22 protein-coding genes, 1 pseudogene and 1 riboswitch are annotated in these 22916 nt (G+C 33.4%); of the genes and pseudogenes, 10 read left to right on the forward strand and 13 right to left on the reverse strand.

The annotated features are described in order from the left end of the window. Positions 1-20 precede the first annotated feature (20 nt). Positions 21-190, reverse strand: a pseudogene (locus EL082_RS06650) (Mid2-like cell wall stress sensor domain protein). 227 nt (positions 191-417) lie between these two features. Here EL082_RS06650 and EL082_RS06655 point away from each other — a divergent pair. From EL082_RS06655 to brnQ3, 5 genes are all read left to right on the forward strand, one after another. Continuing rightward, positions 418-1227, forward strand: coding sequence for a VOC family protein (locus EL082_RS06655; RefSeq protein WP_103286303.1), 810 nt, complete (start codon positions 418-420; stop codon positions 1225-1227). A 35-nt stretch (positions 1228-1262) separates the two neighbouring features. Then, on the forward strand, positions 1263-1466 hold the full coding sequence (locus EL082_RS06660; protein ID WP_002466853.1) for a DUF6501 family protein: 204 nt from the start codon (positions 1263-1265) through the stop codon (positions 1464-1466). Positions 1467-1596: 130 nt separating this feature from the next. Further along, positions 1597-2388, forward strand: coding sequence for an ATP-binding protein (locus tag EL082_RS06665; RefSeq protein ID WP_002466844.1), 792 nt, complete (start codon positions 1597-1599; stop codon positions 2386-2388). Positions 2389-2401: 13 nt separating this feature from the next. Next, positions 2402-4291, forward strand: coding sequence for a vWA domain-containing protein (locus EL082_RS06670; RefSeq protein ID WP_103286304.1), 1890 nt, complete (start codon positions 2402-2404; stop codon positions 4289-4291). Positions 4292-4417: 126 nt separating this feature from the next. Then, positions 4418-5761 (forward strand): branched-chain amino acid-like transporter carrier protein BrnQ3, encoded by a 1344-nt coding sequence (gene brnQ3, locus EL082_RS06675; protein ID WP_015365006.1) that lies wholly within the window; start codon positions 4418-4420, stop codon positions 5759-5761. A 40-nt stretch (positions 5762-5801) separates the two neighbouring features. On the opposite strand, the gene EL082_RS06680 is transcribed toward brnQ3, so the two are convergent. The 3 genes from EL082_RS06680 to EL082_RS06690 are packed head-to-tail and all read right to left on the reverse strand — an operon-like array spanning position 5802 to position 7883. Next, entirely contained in the window at positions 5802-6944 is a 1143-nt protein-coding gene (locus EL082_RS06680; protein WP_002466832.1) for a toxic anion resistance protein, read from the reverse strand. A 15-nt stretch (positions 6945-6959) separates the two neighbouring features. Next, positions 6960-7586 (reverse strand): 5-bromo-4-chloroindolyl phosphate hydrolysis family protein, encoded by a 627-nt coding sequence (locus EL082_RS06685; RefSeq protein WP_015365008.1) that lies wholly within the window; start codon positions 7584-7586, stop codon positions 6960-6962. Positions 7587-7613: 27 nt separating this feature from the next. Continuing rightward, a complete protein-coding gene (locus EL082_RS06690; RefSeq protein WP_002466833.1) occupies positions 7614-7883 on the reverse strand; it encodes an acylphosphatase in 270 nt (89 codons plus the stop codon). A gap of 157 nt (positions 7884-8040) precedes the next feature. On the opposite strand from EL082_RS06690, the gene msaA reads away from it, so the two are divergent. Together msaA and cspA are read left to right on the forward strand one after the other, a co-directional pair. Then, complete coding sequence (msaA, locus tag EL082_RS06695) at positions 8041-8349, forward strand: regulatory protein MsaA (RefSeq protein WP_002466858.1); 309 nt, start codon at positions 8041-8043, stop codon at positions 8347-8349. Between the two features lie 186 nt (positions 8350-8535). Next, a complete protein-coding gene (gene cspA / locus EL082_RS06700) occupies positions 8536-8736 on the forward strand; it encodes a cold shock protein CspA (RefSeq protein ID WP_002433901.1) in 201 nt (66 codons plus the stop codon). A 285-nt stretch (positions 8737-9021) separates the two neighbouring features. On the opposite strand, the gene lysA is transcribed toward cspA, so the two are convergent. From lysA to EL082_RS06745, 9 genes are all read right to left on the reverse strand, one after another. After that, entirely contained in the window at positions 9022-10287 is a 1266-nt protein-coding gene (gene lysA, locus EL082_RS06705) for a diaminopimelate decarboxylase (protein WP_049415132.1), read from the reverse strand. 2 nt (positions 10288-10289) lie between these two features. Further along, positions 10290-11366, reverse strand: coding sequence for an alanine racemase (locus EL082_RS06710; RefSeq protein ID WP_002466840.1), 1077 nt, complete (start codon positions 11364-11366; stop codon positions 10290-10292). A 3-nt stretch (positions 11367-11369) separates the two neighbouring features. Continuing rightward, positions 11370-12521 (reverse strand): amidohydrolase, encoded by a 1152-nt coding sequence (locus tag EL082_RS06715; protein WP_049415138.1) that lies wholly within the window; start codon positions 12519-12521, stop codon positions 11370-11372. Positions 12522-12703: 182 nt separating this feature from the next. Further along, positions 12704-13423, reverse strand: coding sequence for a 2,3,4,5-tetrahydropyridine-2,6-dicarboxylate N-acetyltransferase (dapD, locus tag EL082_RS06720; RefSeq protein ID WP_002466841.1), 720 nt, complete (start codon positions 13421-13423; stop codon positions 12704-12706). Between the two features lie 23 nt (positions 13424-13446). After that, positions 13447-14169 carry a 4-hydroxy-tetrahydrodipicolinate reductase gene (gene dapB / locus EL082_RS06725; RefSeq protein ID WP_019235902.1) on the reverse strand — a complete coding sequence of 241 codons (723 nt, stop codon included), beginning with the start codon at positions 14167-14169 and terminating at the stop codon, positions 13447-13449. Then, positions 14169-15053, reverse strand: coding sequence for a 4-hydroxy-tetrahydrodipicolinate synthase (gene dapA / locus EL082_RS06730; protein ID WP_002466856.1), 885 nt, complete (start codon positions 15051-15053; stop codon positions 14169-14171). Before dapA ends, dapB begins: the two co-directional genes overlap by 1 nt. A 1-nt stretch (position 15054) precedes the next feature. After that, the gene (locus tag EL082_RS06735) at positions 15055-16044 is read right to left on the reverse strand and encodes an aspartate-semialdehyde dehydrogenase (protein ID WP_002466842.1); all 990 of its coding nucleotides are present in this window, start codon (positions 16042-16044) and stop codon (positions 15055-15057) included. A gap of 58 nt (positions 16045-16102) precedes the next feature. Beyond that, a complete protein-coding gene (locus EL082_RS06740) occupies positions 16103-17308 on the reverse strand; it encodes an aspartate kinase (RefSeq protein ID WP_026088910.1) in 1206 nt (401 codons plus the stop codon). A gap of 81 nt (positions 17309-17389) precedes the next feature. Continuing rightward, positions 17390-17566: riboswitch (Lysine riboswitch) on the reverse strand. Between the two features lie 259 nt (positions 17567-17825). Beyond that, on the reverse strand, positions 17826-19427 hold the full coding sequence (locus EL082_RS06745; protein WP_002466855.1) for an ABC-F family ATP-binding cassette domain-containing protein: 1602 nt from the start codon (positions 19425-19427) through the stop codon (positions 17826-17828). A gap of 145 nt (positions 19428-19572) precedes the next feature. Between EL082_RS06745 and cvfB the strand changes: the two genes are divergently transcribed. The 3 genes from cvfB (at position 19573) to pstC (ending at position 22915) form a co-directional block, all read left to right on the forward strand. After that, complete coding sequence (gene cvfB, locus EL082_RS06750) at positions 19573-20481, forward strand: RNA-binding virulence regulatory protein CvfB (RefSeq protein ID WP_002466837.1); 909 nt, start codon at positions 19573-19575, stop codon at positions 20479-20481. Positions 20482-20821: 340 nt separating this feature from the next. After that, positions 20822-21802 (forward strand): PstS family phosphate ABC transporter substrate-binding protein, encoded by a 981-nt coding sequence (locus EL082_RS06755; protein ID WP_002466849.1) that lies wholly within the window; start codon positions 20822-20824, stop codon positions 21800-21802. 186 nt (positions 21803-21988) lie between these two features. Beyond that, positions 21989-22915, forward strand: a complete 927-nt coding sequence (gene pstC, locus EL082_RS06760; RefSeq protein WP_002451350.1) for a phosphate ABC transporter permease subunit PstC — start codon at positions 21989-21991, stop codon at positions 22913-22915. The last annotated feature ends 1 nt before the right edge of the window (position 22916 follow it).

Below are 22916 nucleotides of genomic sequence, written 5' to 3' on the forward strand. Positions count from 1 at the left end.
TAAAACTATAAAATAATATTTTAGTATAAGACGATAATCTCTATAATTGCTAAATAATACATACAATAAATGCAATTAAGAAATATTTAAAGCTTGGCTTTTGCTTATTTTGCAAATTCGTAAAAACTTGTATGCCTGAATAGACAGCTATTAAAACAGTAATTGCAAATATAATCCACATCGTAGACATGTGTATGCCTCCTTATCTAATCTCTATACTTATATTTTAATACACTTTTGCAACAATACCAAAATGTATTTTAGCTTAATTTTGAAAAATGAATTACATTCAAACTAAAAACAATTTATAATTCTACTATTTTAAACAGCAAATCATCACAATAGTTCATCATATAAATCATCGTGAAAATACGTTATAATAATATTGTAACGATAAATGATTAGGGGTGTCAGTATATGAGCGGACTTAGAAGTGTCACGTTAGGTACAAGTGACCTATCTAAAACTAAAGATTTATTTGAAAATATATTAGGTTTTAATTCATCTGAAAAAGGTGAACATGCTTTAAGATTTGGTGATGCTAATTTAAGCCCAGGTACGCGCATACATTTTGTGGAAGTACCTAATAACAATTATCAAAACTTACATATCGATAGCGTTGGTTTAAGAACACCATCCGATTCTGGTCTAGATGAATATCAATCTATTTTCACAAATCATCAAATATCTTATAGCTCAATTACTGAACTCAATGGTAATAAGCATTTTAACTTCAAGGATCATAATCAACAATTATTTGATATCTATTCAAACGAACATAATACAGGCGTTCCATTAGGCATGTCATCATTTGAAAGTACTGTCAATCCGCTACATCAAATTCAAGGTTTAGGCCCTGTGATTCTTAAGGTAAATGAATTGCCAATCACAGCATCTATCCTTACAAATGTATTTGGATTAAATATATTTGCAGAATATCATCCCTCTGAAGAATCAACACAAGCTATCCAAGTATTTAAAATTGGAGAAGGTGGCCTTGGTGGTGAACTGCATCTATATGAAGCAGAGACAGAAATCAATAATGAAGATGTAGGTATGGTTGAACAAATAGAATTTTCCACTCAAAATAAGTCGGAATTTGAAAACGCTAAGCAAACATTAGATGATATAGGTATACCATATAAAACATTAGAACAAGATGATTCTGATTCACTGCGAATAACTGAAAACAGTGGTATTTCATTCATTTATACACTAGAAAAATAAAATTATTAAAATAATCATAGAGGTAGGGAAATAAAATGTTACACGAAACATGGAAAGAACGTACACCAATTAAAAAAGTAGAAGTGACAAATACAGATGCGAAGAAGTTCACTGTATCTGATATGCTTACTGTTGGTGAACAATATGATGTCATTAATGAAACTGAAGAATATTATCAAATCATCGATAATTCAGGTTTAGTTGGTGGCTATTACAAAACATACTTTAAAGAAGTTTAAAATCGTTTCAATCAGTTTAGACTGTCAAACAAGTATATAAAGACAATAGTCAACAAGACTAAGACAATTGGAAATCCAAACCCACATGTCTTAGTCTTTTTCATATAGATAAAAAAGGAGCATATGATTTATGGTACAAGCACAATATAAAAATGCTGACGTTTCAGTTTTTAATGATGCGAAAGCATTATTTGATTTAAATAAGAATATTTTATTAAAAGGACCAACAGGTTCTGGGAAAACTAAACTCGCAGAAACATTAAGTGAAGTTGTAAATACACCAATGTATCAAGTTAACTGTTCAGTTGATTTAGATGCAGAAAGTCTATTAGGATTTAAAACAATCAAAACGAATGAACAAGGGCATCAAGAAATCGTTTTTATTGATGGACCTGTTATTAAAGCCATGAAAGAAGGACATATCTTATATATTGATGAAATCAATATGGCTAAGCCGGAAACATTACCTATCTTAAATGGTGTGTTAGATTACCGTCGACGTATAACTAATCCCTTTACAGGTGAAGTTATTCAAGCAAAGCCTGGCTTTAACGTGATTGCCGCTATCAATGAAGGCTATGTAGGTACGCTACCTATGAACGAGGCACTTAAAAACCGATTTGTTGTGATACAAGTGGATTATATCGATGGAGATATTTTAAGTCACGTTATTAAAGAACAAAGTCGTTTACAAGATGATGCAACTATCCAAAAAATCATTAAATTCAACGAAGATTTACGTACAATGACCAAACAAGGTCAAATTTCTGAAGAAGCAGCAAGTATACGTGCACTGATTGATTTAAGTGACTTAGCAACTGTAATGCCTATCGAACGTGCGATTAAACGTACAATTATAGATAAACTTGAGGATGAACGAGAACAACAAGCCATCATAAATGCAATTGAACTTAACTTTTAGAGAGGGATAAATCATGAGCGACCGTTTCATTAAATTTAACGACGAACAGTTAGATGCTAAACAAGTGATGATGTTACAAGACTTAGCTCGTTTACTTTTAAAAAACGAGCAAACACAAGTTAAAATTCAAAAATTCCCTTTTTACAATCCATTTAGTAATACTCTTATTACAAGTTGGTTTTGGTCCCACCGTCCAAAAGAAGTTGAAGCTGCTGGCCTCAAAACAGATGTTATGTTAGCGGCCTATGGTTATCGAATGATGGATGTAGGTATCGTTAATGAGGTGTTACACAATAACGAGTTTAAACATCCTAAATTTTTCCAACAACTATTTAAATTATTAGAAGATATACGTATATTTAATGAAATTAAAATACAACGTCCAAGCACTACAAAGTATATAGATTTACGTTTAAATACCAGACTTACATTTACTGAATCACAAATTAATGTTTATAAAACGAAAACACTATACACAGATTTATTATTTTTATATTTAGAACATGCTTTTATTAATCAAAACTTCTATGATGTTCCATCCATACATCCAAAATTTGATGACGTCTTAGTCAATATGTATCAATATTTGCCTAACTTCTTTCAAAATCAAAATTCTGAAGACAATATGTTTTTAGCTGAACGTATATTATATCAAGTAGATGATTTATTAAAAGAAGATATGTTAAATGAATATTATTATATCTCCAAAAATCTATATAAAGACATTCAACAAGACCTGTTTGAAGACTTAAAGCGAACAGATGCTGCTAATACAGATGGTAAAGATCAGTCACAAGAGGAAAATGATGCTGTGACAGCCGAAGCAGAAACCAAAGCTGCTGATAGTTCTTCTGAAGGTGGCGCTTATCTCGAAATGGAACTACATGAGGGTGAAAACAGTGAAGTAATGGCTGACAATGATACAGCTAGAGAAGGGGACTCATCTGATGACATGACCGATATGATGACTAAAAAAGGTAAGGTGTCTCAAAACACGCTTGATCGCGAAGAAGGAGGCTTTATTGGTCAAAATAGTGCTTTCGCATTAGATGGCATTAATCAAAATGTTGATATTAAATGGAAAGTCCCTGACATTTTACCTGAATACATCCAGGCTTATGAAGATGTTAAAAATGATGTGCAATTTGAAATTAAAGATTTAATCCAAATTATTAAAAAGACAATCGAACGTGAACATCAAGATGAAAGACATAATCTAACTAAAGGCAGATTACAGAAAAATTTAATTAATTGGTTTATAGATGATCAATATAAATTGTTCTATAAAAAACAAGATTTAAGCCAATCATTTGATGCAACATTCACATTATTAATCGATGCTTCAGCTAGTATGCATGATAAAATGGACGAAACGATTAAAGGTGTCGTACTCTTCCACGAGACGTTAAAAGAATTAAACGTAAAACATGAAATATTGGCCTTTAACGAAGATGCCTTTGATTCAGATGATACGAAGCAACCTAATATTATAGATGAAATCATTCATTACGACTATTCAACATTGAAGAAAGATGGCCCTCGAATAATGGCCCTCGAACCACAAGACGATAACCGTGATGGGGTTGCCATTCGAATCGCGAGCGATAGATTAATTCGTCGCAGTCATCATCAACGATTTCTCATTGTCTTTTCTGATGGAGAGCCTTCTGCATATAATTATAGTCAAGATGGCATCATAGATACGTACGAAGCTGTTGAAAATGCGCGTAAATTTGGTATTGAAGTCTTCAATGTATTCTTGAGTCAGGATCCAATTACTGAAGATATAGAGCAGACGATTCATAATATTTATGGTCAATATTCAATATTTGTTGAAGGTGTTGAACATTTACCAAGTTTACTATCACCATTATTGAAAAAACTATTGCTTAAATCTTTTTAAAAATATGTCTATTTGATAAATTTAAATTAACTAAGTTTTTAAATTTTCTGAAATTATATAGACTTATGAATTATATCTATGCTAGAATGTTTAATGTTGCATATTTAAGGACAAAGGAGCAGCATTATGAACAAGAATACATGGATTGTAGGGTTCACACTTTTTGCTATGTTCTTTGGTGCAGGTAATTTAATCTTCCCAACGAACTTAGGTTTAGATAGTGGACACTTTTTCTGGCCTGCGATTCTCGCATTTGCACTAACTGGTATTGGACTGCCATTACTTGGTGTTGTCGTTGGTGCACTTGATAAACAAGGTTATATTGGGGCATTTAATAAAATATCACCAGTTTTTTCGATAATATTTTTAATAGTGATTTATTTAACTATTGGACCTTTATTTGCTATACCTCGTACAGCATCAACATCATTTGAAATGACTGTCACACCGATAGCGCATACCAATGGCAATCTGGCTTTATTTATATTTACACTTATATACTTTATTATCGTATTATATTTATGCATTAACCCAAATAAAATGGTCGATCGTATCGGCTCCTTACTTACGCCACTATTACTGATCACTATTTTAGCAATGATTGTTAAAGGGTTTATTGATTTTAGTGACCATTCATCAAGTCATGGTAATACAGAACTTTTCAACAGTAATATAGGTAGTTTTTCTCAAGGATTTACACAAGGTTACTTAACAATGGATGCGATTGCTGCGATTGCATTTTCAATGATTGTAGTGAATGCGATTAAAGCAACAGGTGTCAATCATGCTGATAAGATATTTAAGCAAACCTTAATGGCAGGTTTAATCGCAGCTGTCGCATTAATCTTTATCTATATTTCGTTAGGATTTATCGGAAATCATATTGATATTTCTGATGCAAAGTTAAAATCACTTGCTGCTAAAGACCAAAACGTAGGTACATTTTTATTAACGACAATGGCATCTACTGGTTTCGGAACTTTCGGTAAGTATTTATTAGGTATTATAGTAGCTTTAGCTTGTCTAACAACAGCATGTGGTTTAATAGTTGCTGTAAGTGAGTATTTCCATAGAATCATACCTAAAATTTCATATAAAGCATTTGTAATTTTCTTTACTATTATTAGTTTTATCATTGCAAATCAAGGTCTGAATGCTGTCATTACAATGTCGCAACCTGTGCTTAGCGTCATCTATCCTGTGGCAATCACAGTAGTGTTACTCATCTTGATAGCTAGATTCATTCCAACAAAACCTATTACACAGCAAATCACTGTTATTGTAGTTGCAATTGTATCTATCTTGAGTGTGATTCATACACAAGGATGGTTAAAATTGAGCTTTATGGACCATCTATGGCTTAAAGATTATTCATTAGAATGGTTCCCAATTGCTGTAATGACTACTATTATTGCATATATTATTAGTATTTTTATCAAACAACAACCTATCGTTTATCAAAAAGAATAGATATTAAAAAAGCTTCCCTAAAATTAAATAGGGAAGCTTTTTAAGGTTCTTTTCGCATTGATAATAAATGTTGTTTCAAATCATTTTCAAGACCTGACAATTCTTTTTCTGCAGCTTGTCGTTTTTGACGACCTTCATGTTGAATTTGTAATGTTTGTTCAATAGTATCAATAATATCACTTTGTGTTTGTTTCAATGTTTCAATATCGACAACACCGCGTTCGTTCTCAGTTGCCGTTTCAATCGCATTTTGTTTCAACATCGATGCGTTTTGAGTTAATAAATCATTCGTTGTATCAGTGACTGCACGTTGCGCTGAAACTGCATTCCGTTGACGCATCAATGTCAGTGCAATAGCCATTTGATTTTTCCATAATGGAATACTTGTTAGTATTGAGCTCTGAATTTTTTCAGCTAATGCCTGATTTACATTTTGAATCATTCGTATTTGTGGTGCAGTTTGAATGGCAATTTGTCTTGAAAGTTGTAAATCATAGATTCTTTTTTCTAAGCGATCCACAAATTGCTCCATATCTGCGACTGCTTGAATATCCATCTGATTGCCTGATGTTTCAGCTTTCTTTTGTAACTCTGGAATAGTATGTTGTTGAATATCTAGCTTTTTTCGTTGTGCTGCTGCAATATAAAGCGTCACATCATCAAAATATCGCTTATTTTGATCATACAAGCCATCTAATAAATCTATATCCTTCGTTAAGTTACCTTTATGCTTTTCCAATTGAATGGTGATTCGATCAATCTGTGAACTCACTGATTGCATTCTAGAGAAAATCTCATTAATTGAAGATTTCGTTCTTCTAAAAAGACGTTTTAGTCTAGATTGTTTACTAGGGTCTAAGTCATTAGGGTTCACAGATTTTAATTTACTCATCAATTGGTTTAATGAATCACCAACAGGACCCATATCTTTTGACTGTACATCGTCCAACATTTGATGTGAAAACTGCGACATATTTTGTTGTAAGTTTGTACCAAAAGATAATAGACCATCGTGATCAAGTGGCTTAATTTGTTCACTAATCTCATTAATCCTTTTTTGATCAGCTTCAGTAAATTGATGTTCAAAATCTTCTACAATCGTATTAGGTTGCTCAGATTGATGATTGATATATTGATCAAGAGGGTGTGATGGGGTACGTTCTTGTTCATTTGCCATGTCCATTTACGCTCCTTATCTTTATAATTTTTTTCGACGCTGTTGTTCTATTTTATTTAATTCCATTTCAACATCTAATCGTTCATAATCGTCTTCATTCAGTTGTTTTAAATCCGCTACTAATGTTCGTTTTACTTCATCTAATGTAATTCTTGTTTGTTCTAATTTCTGCTTTTCTTCGGGAGACTTTCTAGGCATTTTAGTTAATCTCGTATATGAATCTACTAAATTCAAGGCATTATCAATATGCGAATAAAAGAATCCTTCTACTTTAAAAAACATACCTGGACGTTGTCTCACACTCATATAAATCGAGCGAGAGATTCTATAGATATCGTTGACCTGTCTGAAATCTTTAATAGAACGAATATTGATAAATGATTTTAAAATCAAACGTATTTTGGATTGTGCTTGGTTTAATTGACTTCTAACATATCTATATTCTCTTCTAGTTAAACCTATTTCATTTAGATATTTACGCGAAGTCAAACGTTGAGTAGGGAAGTACGATAAGACAAATCCACCCAAACCAATGACCCCGTCAACGATAAATGACAGATCAAATCCAAAGATACTAACCATCCAAGCAATTATCGCTACCGGTATACCTACCATCGCCCCCAAAACTCTTGAAATATTATATCTCAACTGCCATCTTCCTTTTTTTGTATTTATTTAAATTGTTTTGAATTCAGTTAATGTTTCGTCTATATCTAAATCTTCTACTTGATAGTTAGTTACATGTGAGGCAGGAGAAGCACCTGCAATAACGCTATTGATAAATGCTTCTAAATTTTCTTTTTCTCCTTGAGCATATATATCAACATAGTCTTCAACATTTTGCACTGTACCTACAACGTGATGTTGATTGCCTAATCTTTGAGTGTAAAATCTAAAACCGACACCTTGTACTGTGCCAAATACTTGTATATGTTTACGTTCCATTATTATCACCTCATATCACTATTATAAGGATAAAGACGTAAAAAAACTAATAATTGCTATATCGTCTATCAGTCAAAAGTATGAGTCTTCTAACTTGATTTTGATATACAACCAGTTAAAATTATCAGTATAGAATTTTAAGAAGAAGGGGATACATATGTGGACGGTTGCAAAAATTAGAGCTGACTATGAAGGTTGGTGGTTGTTTGAAGATTGGCCAGAAAAGATTGTGAAACAATCTGAGTTTTCTACATATGAAGACATGTTAGATGCTTACTGTAAATTAATCAAAGATTGCAACGATTATTACGATAACTGTGTGATGGGAAAATATAACATGTACGCATTTTACAATAATTGTGATTTGAATTTTTGTGAAGATTGTGATGAGGATTTGCAAATATTTTATAGTTTTATTGTTTTAAAAAATAATGAAGTTTATTATAATCTTCCAAAAATAGTTTAAATGATAATTTCCTATAATTGTATTGCAATTTTGCATTATATAAATTATAATATCAAGTAAGCAATAGTTTTATTCCATATTGCAAAAAATATTTGCTATTATCGTTATGAGTAATTAGGTCATGTATTTTTTGTAATATGCGAATAACGCATATTGAATGAATTTTAGTCTTGGAGGTTTCAGATTATGAAACAAGGTACAGTTAAATGGTTTAACGCTGAAAAAGGATTCGGCTTCATCGAAGTTGAAGGAGAAAACGACGTATTCGTACATTTCTCAGCAATTAACCAAGATGGTTACAAATCATTAGAAGAAGGTCAATCAGTTGAATTTGAAGTAGTTGAAGGCGACCGCGGACCACAAGCTGCGAACGTTGTAAAACTATAATAAATAGATTGTAATTAATTGACTTTATTAACTAACACCTTACCAAGATGTAAGGTGTTTTTTTGTTGTTCATTCAATATGCTTTGTGAATATAAGGGATACTTATTTGATCGTCATAAAAAACGTTACTTTCACTTTCTGGTGTTAAGTAACGTTTTTTATGTTTAACTTCTCGAAAATCATTTAGCCATCATATCTCTCAATATCTAGAAAAAGGCTATAGCAACTAGTTTCAACAAACTAATTGTTATAGCCTTATGAAATGCCGATTAAAGTTAACTATAATTATTTAGTATCATTAATAATGAGTTGTCTTAATGATTGACGTTTAATCACTTCACGTGCTTTTCCATCTTTAATAAAGAATACTGATGGTTTTTGCATTTGATTATAATTAGATGCCATAGAATAATGATATGCACCTGTTGATAATATCGCTAAATAGTCGCCACGTTGTACAGAACTTGGTAATTTTGCATTCTTAATGATAATATCACCAGATTCACATAATTTACCCGCAATAGTTACTGTATCATCCGCTTCTTCGTGTCGATTTACTAATAAAGCTTGATACTTAGCATCATATAGTGCTGTTCTAATATGATCACTCATACCACCATCGATAGATACGTATTTATTAATTTCCGGTATCTCTTTAATCGTACCTACTTCGTACAATGTGATTCCAGCTTCGCCAACAATAGAACGACCTGGTTCAATACCTATTTCAGGTGTTTCCATATTTAACTGATTCGCTTCATTTTTGATTGCATCAGTGATTTCAGCAATGCCGCTTTCAATAGGGAAGCTAACATCTCCCTCAACATATTTAATGCCAAAGCCACCACCAAGATTAAGTAAATCAACTTGAATTTGTTGATCATTTAACCAATTCATAACTATTTTTGCAGTTTCAATAAATGCTTCTGTACCTTCAATTTGAGATCCAATATGAATATGTACACCTTTTAAGTTAAGATGTTTAGCTTGTTTGATTTTATCAACTGCTTCATTGGCTAAGCCATAACGTATCGACAATCCAAATTTACTATCCTCTTGTCCAGTTTGGATAAATTCATGTGTATGTGCTTCTACACCTGGATTAACTCTTAATACTACTTGTACCGTTTCACTAGCATATCGATCGATTAAATCGATTTCTTCTAAAGAATCTATGACAAAATATCCGATATGATTGTCTAAGGCATATCTAATTTCATGCTTCGTTTTATTGTTACCATGGAAGTGTATACGACTTGGGTCAAAGCCAGCTTCTAATGCAGTATACAATTCTCCTTCAGATACAACATCGAGTTGTAAGTCTTCTTCTTGGACTAATTTAACCATTTGTATACATGTAAATGCTTTAGAGGCATATGAAATATTATATTTTAATCCACTTTGTTGAAATGCTTTATGATAACGACGCATTTGATTTCGAATTTGTTCTTCATTATAAACAATGGTTGGGGTACCAAAGCTTTGTGCAACTGTTTTAAGACTTGTACCTCCCATTGTTAATTCGCCGTATTCGTTATATTCTACTGTCATCTTTATCTATACTCCTTTATAAGAGAATCGTGATTCATAGCGCTCAGTTGTTCTGAATTTGCTCCCACACCCTTAAAGGTATATTCATCAATGCGCATACTTTCATTATATAATACAACTTGATCTTGTGCATGTACGTGTTCATCAACTTCTACAAACATATGGCTCATCATTAATGCTCGAATAGGGTAGCGCTTGCCATTAATTAGTGCTTCATGTTGCGCTCTTGTTCTTAATATACCGTCACCATAACCAACATCTACTACAGCAAGCTTAGTATTATCGTGTTGTGTTTCAAAAGCCCAACTATAGCCACAATAGTCACCATTTTGAACTTCTCTAATTTGAATGACGTTAGCCTTTACAGTCAATGCTTGTTGGATGGTTGATTCATCCAAATCACTATAGGGTCGTGAACCATATAAAGCGATACCCACTCTAGCATGTGTATGGTGGGGAAGAACGACTTGTCCTTCTCGATAATAACTTGCACTATTTTGAGAATGTATATAGTCGAATTGATACCCTTCATTTAATAATGTATGTAAAACATTCAACCATGCTGAACGTTCTTCATCATATTCAGGCACACCAAATTCATCAGCATAACCAAAATGTGTCCATAAGCCAGAAATAATCATGCGTTCAGAATTTTTATTCTGTTGATGATCTTGTAACACCTGTTGAATCTCTTCCAATGTTTTAAAACCAGAACGATGTAGTAAATTTTCAAACTCTAAGTGTACATGAATATCTCGTAAATCTGCTTTATGCTCATAATAATAATTTAAAGAAGGTAAGGTCATATGAATATGATAATCACGAACCGTATCAAAATCATATACCGCATTCATTAGAAATACAGTTGCGTCTGGTGCTAATTCACGCACTCGAACTGCTTCTTTAAGTGACGTCGTACTAAATGTATTGATACCTGCACGTAAAAATTGTTTAACCGCAAATTCTAAACCATAGTGGTAGGCGTTATTTTTAACAACAGCCATAATGGGTTGTTGATTTTTCACTTTCTTAGCATTGCTATAAAATGCTTCTGTATCGACTGACCAAATTGCTGTCAATGCTTACACCTCTTTATAATTTAATAATAATTGTTCATAATAATTAGCTACATCTATTAATACCTTTTCATCAAAATTCAGATGAGACGTATGTAATCCTGTCACATAACCTTTTTCTTTATTTCGAGTGCCAACGAATACAAAATAAGCAGGTGCTAATAATTGACCATAAAAACTAAAGTCTTCGCCGAATAAGAAAGGTGTAGGTTTGTCGATGACTTCTAGATTAGCATTGTTAAGTGCTTGTTCAACAGGTTCACGTAATTTCGGACTATTCATTGTAGGTGGATAGCCTTCCTCAAATTTCACTTCACATGTCACATTAAATAACAAAGAGACACTTTCAGCAATTTTTTGCATTTGATTTTTTACAATAGTTAAATCATCGACGTCATATGTACGGATTGTTCCTTCTAAATAGCCATTACTTGGTACTGTATTGATAGCTTCACCAGCTTCAAAATGACCCATATGTACAATATTTCGTTTTAATCCATTCAAATGAAATTGTTGTATTTGTCCCACTTGTGTTAAGACATGTTGTAATGCTTCTCCACATGAATGACCTTGTTCTTTATCAGCAACATGACTAGATAGTCCTGTTAAATAGAATCGGTACTCTGTCGCACTTGCAGTAATTTCTTCGTCTCTAATGACAACTGTGCCTTCGTCAGAAAAAGGATTAACGTGAATTCCAAATACAGCTTCAATAGGGTAATTTTCAAAAGCTTTGGCTTTTATAAGACGATGCGCGCCACCACCTGTTTCTTCTGCAGGTTGAAATATAAATACAATATTGTGAGGAAGCGTACCTTTATCTGCCATTGCTTTACATCGTTTTACAAATAGCATCAATGCCGTCGTATGCCCATCATGACCACATGCATGCATCACGTTATCATTTTGACTACGAAAATCTACATCATTTTCTTCAAAAATAGGTAATGCATCTATATCTGCTCTATAAGCGATAGTATGCTGACTATTACCTTCAAGATATGCAATTGCACCTGTTTCCAATGGACGTTCAAATGGAACATCTAATTCTGTTAAGAAATCCCTGATGTACTGTGTAGTTTCATATTCATGTAAACTTAATTCAGGATGTTGATGTAAATGTCGACGGTGTGTTGTTACAAATTCTAATTCATTCATCATTATCATTCCTTTCATTGTAATAATCCCAAAATATACTTTTAAGTATCATGATAATAAAAAGTCGAAACAATGAGGAGGGGCGATGTAATCATTTGAACGTTAGAGCGTTAAGCATACTCACGTTCAAGTTCAAAACATAGGCCACTCCTTTGTTTCAACTGACTTGTAATTATTATAAATTAATCATTTAATTTGCGTAATGCTGATACAATTTCACGTTTAGAATCTTCTACTTCATATGTTTGTTTGATCACTTTAGCAGGTGTTCCAGCAACAACTGCGCCTGCAGGTACATCTTGTGTCACAATAGCGCCAGCTGCCACAATTGCACCTTCGCCAACTCGAACACCTTCTAAAATAACTGCATTGGCGCCAATTAACACATTATCTTCAATGACAACAGGTGACGCACTAGGTGGCTCGATGACACCAGCTAATACTGATCCAGCACCAACATGTACATTTTTACCAGTCGTAGCACGACCGCCTAAAGTCGCATTCATATCTACCATCGTTCCTTCGCCAACAACTGCGCCAATATTAATTGTTGCACCCATCATTACAACTGCGCCATCTTCGATGATAGCTTGTTCACGAATGAAAGCACCTGGTTCGATACGTGCATTCGTATTTGTTAAATCTTTTAAAGGAATTGCTGAGTTGCGTCGGTCCATTTCAATTTCTACATCTTCAAATTTATTTTGATATGTCTCATAAAATGGTTTCCAGTCATCTGCTTCACAAAAGATAACTTTAGAATGTTCTGATCCAAACACTTTGAATGATTCAGGGAAGTTGACCCCATCAAATGTACCATTGACATAAACTTTTAAAGGTGTTGATTTTTTTGCATCACTAATATATTGAATAATTTCTTGTGCTGATAAATGTTGTACCATAATTTTGCTCCTTTAGTTATATTTTATAAATTATCAAACGTATAAAAACCGTTTTCCTTGTTGATTAACTTTTCAGCTGCACCAATTGCACCATTCGCGAAGATATCTTTAGATTGTGCTTTATGTGAAATCGTAATTGTTTCATCTGTGCCAGCAAATAATACATCATGTTCACCAACAATCGTACCACCACGAACGGTATGAATACCAATTTCATCAGGTGAACGCTTCTCAGTTTTATCATGACGATCATAAACTGGCGTTGTTTTATCACGTAAACCTTCTATAACATCATATAACTTCACTAATGTACCACTAGGTGCATCCACTTTCTTATTATGATGTGCTTCTGTCAGTTCAATATCAAAATCTTGTAGTAGGGGAACTGCCGCTTCTAAAATCTTAGTAAGCGCATGTACACCATAACTCATATTCGCACTGAAAAATACTGGCATCTTTTTACCTAATGATTCTAATTTTTGAGTGATTTTCTCTTTTTCACCAGTAGTCGCAACGACTAATGGCAATTCAAATGATTCATCTAATAGGGGTAATAATAAATTAGGATTAGAAAAATCAATTGCTACATCTGCTTCTTTAGCATCGGCTATATGATGATATTGTTGGTAGGGTGTTGACTCACTATGAGTCGGTTCAATAACACCGACAATTTCATGGCCTTTTTCTTCAGCTAATCTTGCAACACGCTGGTTCATAGCGCCATAGCCAATTAATAAGATTTTCATTATTTTTCACCTGCTTTAAATGTTTCGTAAGCTTGCTCTAATGTTTGACGATCATTTTCCTCAAGTGGTACAAGAGGTAAACGTAATTCATAGCTTCCAAATCCTTCATAAGCAGTTAATGTTTTAATTGGAATAGGATTAACATCAACTGATAACGCGTCTAATAAACGGCCAATCGGTTCAAATGCTTTTGCCATTGTGTCCCCATCTTGTTTAGCATCATATAAGTGTTGAAATTCTTTTGGAATGACGTTAGCAATTACTGAAATCACGCCATTGCCACCACGTTTATAAAAATCAACAACATTATCGTCATTACCACTATAAATGGCAAATTCATCTTGATTTACACGTTTTTTAACCTCTTCAAAATAATCAAAATCATTTGTCGCATCTTTAAGCGCTACAATGTATTTATTTTGACTTAACGTTTCAACTGTTTCTGGTTCAATCGTCATATTCGTACGTGAAGGTACATTATATAAGACCACAGGTAATTCAACTGCATTCGCAATTGTTTCGAAGTGTTGAACTAAACCACGTTGATTTGTTTTATTGTAATAAGGTGTGATAAGCATCACTGCATCTGCACCAAGTTGACGTGCGCGTACAGACGCTTGAATAGATTTTTCAGTATTGTTTGTACCTGTACCTGCAATCACAGGTACCTGTTTGTTAACTAAATTAACAACTGTTTCTAAAACATGTTCTTTCTCTTCATCGTTTAGCGTAGGGCTTTCAGCTGTAGTTCCATTTACAATAATCGCTTGTGCATTATTTTCTAATAAGAATGTAACGTGTCGTCTTAATGCATCATAATCTACTTCATTATTTACAAATGGCGTTGTTAATGCTACGCCTACACCTTCAAACATGTGTGTCATATTAAAGAACTCCTTTCAATTTTAAAACTTGTTCTAAAACTTGAACGGCATTCAATGCTGCACCTTTAAGTAGGTTATCTGATGTACACCATACGTGGAATGTATTATCTAAAGTGTCATCACGGCGAATACGACCAACAAACACATCGTCTTTACCTGTTGAGTGAATTGCTAAAGGATATTCATTTTTAGCTGGATTATCAACAAGAACAACACGATCATCCTTATCAAATAATTCTTGAATTGCCTCAACAGTCGTATCTTGATTTAAAGTAACATCCATTTCAACACTATGACTATCTTGAACTGGTACACGTACACAAGTTGCAGTCACTTTTAAATCTTTATCATTTAAAATTTTACGCGTTTCATCTATCATTTTTTGTTCTTCTTTTGTATAACCATTTTCAAGGAATACATCAATATGTGGTAATACGTTATTATAAATTGGATGAGGGTAGGCTTCAGGTGCTTTACCATTTGCACCTTCAGATAAATCTCTCTTACCCTTAACACCAGATCCTGAAACCGCTTGATATGTCGTATAAGCTACTCTTGATAAACCAAAAGCATCTTGTAATACTTTTAATGGTACGACAGACTGAATTGTAGAACAATTTGGATTAGCAATGATTCCTCTTGTAAAGTGTGGTTCGTTTACTTCAGGTACAACTAAATCAACATCTTCAGTCATACGCCATTGACTAGAATTATCAATGACAATAGCGCCCGCTTGTTCAAATAGTGGGGCGAAATGTTCACTTGTACCGCCACCAGCACTCATAAGTACATAATCAAAGTGTTCACTTGCTGCTTCATCTGTTAGTTCTTGTACTGTATATGTTTTCCCTTTAAATTCGATCTTTTGACCAGCTGAACGAGCTGAAGAAAATAGAACCAATTCATTGAAAGGGATTTCTTTACGGTCTAAAGTTTCTAACATTTTTGTTCCAACTAATCCTGTTGCACCAACTACTGCTAATTTTGTCATGTCTAAGTCACTCCGTTTTAAATATTATTAATATTGTGAAAAATTAAGTTAAAATCAATTATATATCAAATGCACCGTACAATTCTTCGACGGCTTTTTCACCATTTTCAGCATCAATGACATAAGAAATACTGATTTCAGAAGTGGTTGTTTGGTAAAAAGGTATCTTCGCATTGATTAAAGTAATAAATGCCTTAGATGCTACGCCTGACATATCTCTCATACCGGATCCGATTAATGAAATTTTGACATATGCTTCATTAATTTTATAATCCAAAGCTTCAAAATCAACGGCTAATTGTTCTAAAATAGCTGAGATTTGATGTGCATCTGTATCTTTAATACTGAAGGATAGTTGTAGTCCTTCGTGGTTGACAATTTGTGAAATCATATCCACATTAACTGAACCCATTTCTAGCTCTGTGAATAGTTGTGTTAATAATTGATTATCTGGTAGGGGATAGGTGATCGTTACATGCATCATGTGTTGATCTAATGCAACCCCAGTAACTGCTTTTTTCTCTAATAAATCACTTCTAGACATAATCCATGTTCCTTTCACATTTGATAACGTTCTTCCTAAATATAATGGTATATCATAATTTTTAGCCAACTCTACGCTACGTGTCTCAAGTACGCCAGCACCTAATGCGCTCATTTCCATCATTTCCTCATATGATACATACTCTAAACGTTTGGCATAACTCAGTACTCTTGGGTCTGTAGCATATACACCATCAACATCTGTGTAGATTTCACAAGGAATCTGATTACTCGTCGCTAAAGCTACTGCTGTTGTATCTGAACCACCACGTCCTAGTGTGGTTAATTCATGATCCTCATTGATGCCTTGGAATCCAGCTATAACAAGTACATCGTGGGTATCAAAAGCTGTTTCAAAGGTTGATGGGTCAATTTCAGCAATTTTACTTTTTAAATGATGACCAATGGTTTTGATACCTGCTTGATATCCTGTCATTGCTTTAGCGCTAATACCAATATCATTAAGTACCATTGATAAATATGAAACGGTTTGTTGCTCACCTGTAGTTAACAGTAGGGCGAGTTCTTGCTCTTTTGGTGTTGATGTTAAAGTGGACACATTCTCCATTAATTGATCCGTGGTTTTGCCCATTGCACTAACTACCACAATGAGTTGTTCACCTTGTTCAACACGATTTTTTAGCATACCTGCTATATTTTTAATTTTAGTAAAATCACTGACGGAAGAACCGCCAAATTTCAAAACACTTCTATTCAATATTTGTCCTCCTCAGTTAGTAGGGAGACACATCCATTCAATAAAAAAGAACAAGTCTGGAATGCGACTTGTTCTACATTTATGTACAAGTGATGCACTCCATTATTATGAAATAATGACAAACTCTTAGCTCTTAACCAAAAAGTCCAACAAATGATACCTGCTATTATCATTCGTTTCGGCATTGCCCCCTTTCAATATTAGCTGTTAGCAGACAGTTGCCTAATATTTACTCATGTTTAATGCGCCTCATCAAAATCTTATTCAATTGATATGTTTTTATTATACATATACCACATGTGACTGTAAACCGATAATTGCGATTTTTTGAAATAAACAGAAAATTTCAAAGTGATACTTAGCATTTTAATGGTTAGTATCTCTCGTGCACTCGGATGGTAAGACGAGTGTAGTCATTAATATAAATAACTAATGTAGTAGGGGAACGTTCATTATATCTGTATATAAAAAGCGTATAAATACATCATCAAAATGTATTCATACGCTCAATCGAAGTCATCTATTTTAATACTCCTGTTTCTTTTAAGTATTCTTCATATGGAATTTCTTTAGAAACAGCACCAGATTGATTTAAATCAATCACACGGTTAGCAATTGTATTGATAAATTCAAAGTCATATGATGTAAAGATCAATGAACCTTTAAATGATTTCAAACCATCATTGACTGCGGTGATACTTTCTAAGTCTAAGTGGTTGGTTGGCTCATCTAGTAGTAACACGTTAGCACTTGATAGCATCATTTTACTTAACATACAGCGAACTTTTTCGCCACCTGATAACACGCTTGCTTTTTTCTTAACTTCTTCGCCACTAAACAACATACGTCCTAAGAAGCCGCGTAAGAATGTTTCAGTTTGCTCATCTTCTGGCGCATATTGACGTAACCAGTCCACAAGATTCATATCCACACCATCAAAGAATTCAGAATTATCTTTAGGGAAGTAACTTAATGAAGTTGTTACACCCCATTTATAAGATCCTTCATCTGGTTCCATTTCACCAGCTAAGATTTTAAGTAATGTTGTTTTTGCAATCTCACTATCACCAATTAAAATGGCTTTATCATTAGGATTCATTGTAAATGAAATGTTATCTAATACTTTTTCGCCATCAATAGTTTTAGAAAGGTTTTGTACAGTTAATAAATCATTACCAATTTCTCTTTCAGGTGTGAATTTTACATATGGATAACGTCTGGATGAAGGTTGGATATCATCTAATTCAATTTTTTCTAATTGTTTCTTACGACTTGTTGCCTGTTTAGATTTAGAAGCATTCGCTGAGAAACGAGCAACGAAATCTTGTAATTCTTTAATTTTTTCTTCTTTTTTCTTGTTTTGTTCTTGAGCCATTTTTTGAGCTAATTGACTTGATTGATACCAGAAATCATAGTTACCAACGTAAACTTTAATTTTACCGAAGTCTAAGTCAGCAATATGCGTACACACATTATTTAAGAAGTGACGGTCATGGGATACTACAATAACTGTATTTTCAAAGTTAATTAAAAAGTCTTCTAACCAACTAATAGCTGGAATATCCAAACCATTGGTAGGCTCATCTAGTAATAGTACGTCTGGATCGCCAAATAAACTTTGTGCTAACAATACTTTTACTTTTTGGTTATTTTCAAGTTCAGACATTTTCTTGTCTTGTAATGATGCATCGATACCTAATCCTGAAAGTAGGTTAGCTGCATCTGCTTCAGCATTCCATCCATTCATTTCAGCAAATTCGCCTTCAAGTTCAGCAGCACGAATACCATCTTCATCACTAAAGTCTGGTTTCATGTAGATTTCATCTTTTTCTTTCATTACTTCATATAAACGTTCATGACCTTTGATCACGACATCTAGAACACGTTCATCTTCATATGCGAAGTGATCCTGTTTTAAAATCGCTAATCTTTCATCTTTACCTAATGACACATGACCCGTTTGTGAATCCAACTCACCAGATAAAATTTTTAAGAAAGTAGATTTACCTGCACCATTTGCACCAATTAATCCATAGCAATTACCCTCAGTAAATTTAATATTTACATCTTCAAATAGCTTACGATCACCAAAACGTAAACTTACATCAGTTACTTGTAACATGCATTTGCTCCTTTTTTATATCGTTATTCTAACGGAAGAATTATATCATATTATAACGATAGTTTCGACCACCTATAACTTGTAATGATAGATTACAAGACTCATGTTATACTATAAAAGAATAAAAGACTCGAAGGAGAATATAATGGCACTAGAAAAAGATATCGTAGGTTCTATAGAATTTCTTGAAGTAACTGGCTTACAAGGATCAACATACATGTTAAAAGGACCCAATGGAGAACAAGTTAAACTCAATCAATCCGAAGTAAATGAAGAAGATGAATTACAAAAAGGTGAAGAATACAGTTTCTTCATTTATCCAAATCGATCAGGCGAATTATTTGCGACACAAAATATGCCTGATATTACAAAAGACAAATATGACTTTGCAAAGGTACTTAAAGTCGATCGAGATGGTGCACGTGTCGATGTTGGTCTTCCAAGAGAAGTATTAATACCATGGGAAGATCTACCAAAGGTTAAAACACTATGGCCAGAAGCAGGAGATCAATTACTTGTTACATTAAGAATTGATAGTCAGAACCAAATGTTCGCACGATTAGCAAGTGAAGGTATCGTTGATAACATGTACACACCAATTAACGATGATAGTAAACAAAATGAAATGTTAGAAGCTAGACCATATCGTGTATTAAGAGTGGGTAGTTTCTTATTAAGTACAGAAGGTTATAAAATTTTTGTTCATGAATCTGAACGTAAAGCAGAGCCAAGATTAGGTGAATTAGTAACCGTTCGTATCATTGGTCATAATGAGCGCGGTGAACTTAATGGTTCATTTTTACCTTTAGCTCATGAAAGGTTAGACGATGATGGTCAAGTCATATTTGATTTACTTGTGGAATATGATGGCGAATTACCTTTTTGGGATAAATCAAGTCCCGAAGCTATTAAAGAAGTATTTAATATGAGTAAAGGTTCATTTAAACGTGCCATTGGTCATCTATATAAACAAAAGATAATTAATATCGAAACGGGTAAAATTAGCTTAACGAAAAAAGGTTGGTCTCGTATGGAAGAACAACAAAATTCTTAATACAAAACGCATTTCTTCTATTAGTATAGTCGAATCATATCACCATAGCGCTTATTGAATGAAATATTTCAATAAGCGCTATTTTTGTAATACTTTATGTCCCCAAAACCATAATTCTTATATGTATTCATTTTAACAACTGAAAATTTACATTAATCTCCAAAATTCCATACTTTAAAAACCTTGCTATATCAATGTTCGAAGCACATTTACAATTCAATTATCATTCTTAACAAAACATTTACATTAGCTCTATTATTAATTAACAATAAACCTTTAGTATTAGAACTGTAAGAAATACATATAACATTTGGGTTATTTATATTAGGAGGATGTTTCAATGAAAAAGTGGCAATTAGTCGGTACGACTGTATTAGGAGCTTCAGTACTTTTAGGCGCTTGTGGTGGCGGTAACAACGGCGGTTCAGGCGAAGGTAAAGATGTAAGTGGAAAAGTAAAAGGTGACGGGTCATCAACAGTCGGTCCAATCATTGAAAAATTAAACGAAAAATTCGCTAAAGATTATCCTAACGCTACAGTATCATCTGGTACTTCAGGAACTGGTGGCGGATTCGAGAAATTCATTTCTGGTGAAACAGATTTCTCAAATGCTTCAAGACCAATTAAAGATGAAGAAAAGAAAAAATTAGAAGATAAAGGCATTAAATACAAAGAATACAAAATTGCACAAGATGGTGTAACAGTTACAGTAAACAAAGATAACGACTTTGTTAAATCATTATCTAAAGACCAACTTAAAGAAATTTACTCTGGCAAAGCTAAAACTTGGAAAGATGTTAACTCTAAATGGCCAGATAAGAAAATCAAAGCTTTCTCACCTGACCAATCACATGGTACATTCGACTTCTTTACTGAAGAAGTAATGGACAAAGGTGATATCAAAGCTGAGAAAAATGCTGATACAAACGTAATCGTTCAATCAGTTGAAAAGAATAAAGAAGGTATCGGTTACTTCGGTTATAACTTCTATCAACAAAATAAAGATAAGTTAAAAGAAGTTAAAATCAAAGACGATAAAGGTAAAGACACAGAACCAACTAAGAAAACAATTCAAGATAACTCTTATGCATTAAGTAGACCATTATTCATCTACGCTAAAGAGAAATCATTAAAAGAAAATAAAGCATTCCAAGAATTCATGAAATTTACACTTGAAGATAAAGGTAAATCAGCAGAGGATGCTGGGTATGTAGCACTTCCTAAGAAAGACTATAAAGAAGAACTTAAAGATTTGAAAAAATACATTAAGAAAAACAGCAAAGACTCTGATAAAAAATCTGATAAAAAAGAAGATAAATAATTAATAATAGAGTTTGGGAATACTAACGAAAATCAATGCAAAGTGGTTAATTCAATAACCACTTTGTCTGATTTTCTTTTCAGGTTATAAGTCATATTACAAATCATGAGTCTAGCTCATCTATAGCCTGAAATATTCCCACTCTTTTTTTATAATTGGGAGATTTAAGAAGAGAGAGGTTTTTAAATGGCTTCAAAAACAAATATTAGAGAAATGATTGCTAAGAACAATGCCAAAAAGGGTGGTACAAGCGATAAAATCGTACCTATTATTTTGGCTATCATTGCAGCGATTTCAATTTTAGTTACATTAGGGATTTTATTTACTTTACTTACAGAAACAATTACGTTCTTCACACGTGTACCAATTACAGAATTTTTATTCTCTACAGATTGGAACCCATTCTCTGCTAAACCATCTTATGGTATTTGGGCATTAATCATAGGGACTTTAAAAATCACAATCATTGCTGCATTATTCGCCGTGCCAATCGGTTTAGGTGCTGCTATTTACTTAAGTGAATATGCTACTGACAAAGTTAGACGTATTATCAAACCAATTTTAGAAATTTTAGCAGGTATTCCTACTATCGTATTTGGTTTCTTTGCCTTAACTTTTGTCACACCAATTTTAAGATCAGTATTTCCACAATTAGGTAGTTTCAACTCAATCAGTCCTGGATTAGTCGTAGGTGTTATGATTATTCCACTTATTACAAGTATGAGTGAAGACGCAATGGCATCCGTACCGAATAAGATTCGTGAAGGTGCATTAGGATTAGGTGCTACTAAATTAGAAGTTGCAATTAAAGTTGTGTTACCAGCAGCGGCTTCAGGTATTTTAGCTTCAATCGTATTAGCTGTTTCGAGAGCTATCGGTGAAACAATGATTGTATCTCTTGCAGCAGGTAGTACACCTACAGCTTCACTTAACTTAACTGGTTCTATTCAAACAATGACTGGTTATATCGTTCAGGTTGCTACGGGCGATGCTACTTTCGGATCAGACGTTTATTACAGTATCTATGCAGTAGGTTTCACGCTATTCATTTTCACATTAGCTATGAACTTACTATCACAATGGATTTCTAAACGTTTCAGAGAGGAGTATTAAA

Source organism: Staphylococcus warneri, from assembly GCF_900636385.1.
GTDB lineage: Bacteria > Bacillota > Bacilli > Staphylococcales > Staphylococcaceae > Staphylococcus > Staphylococcus warneri.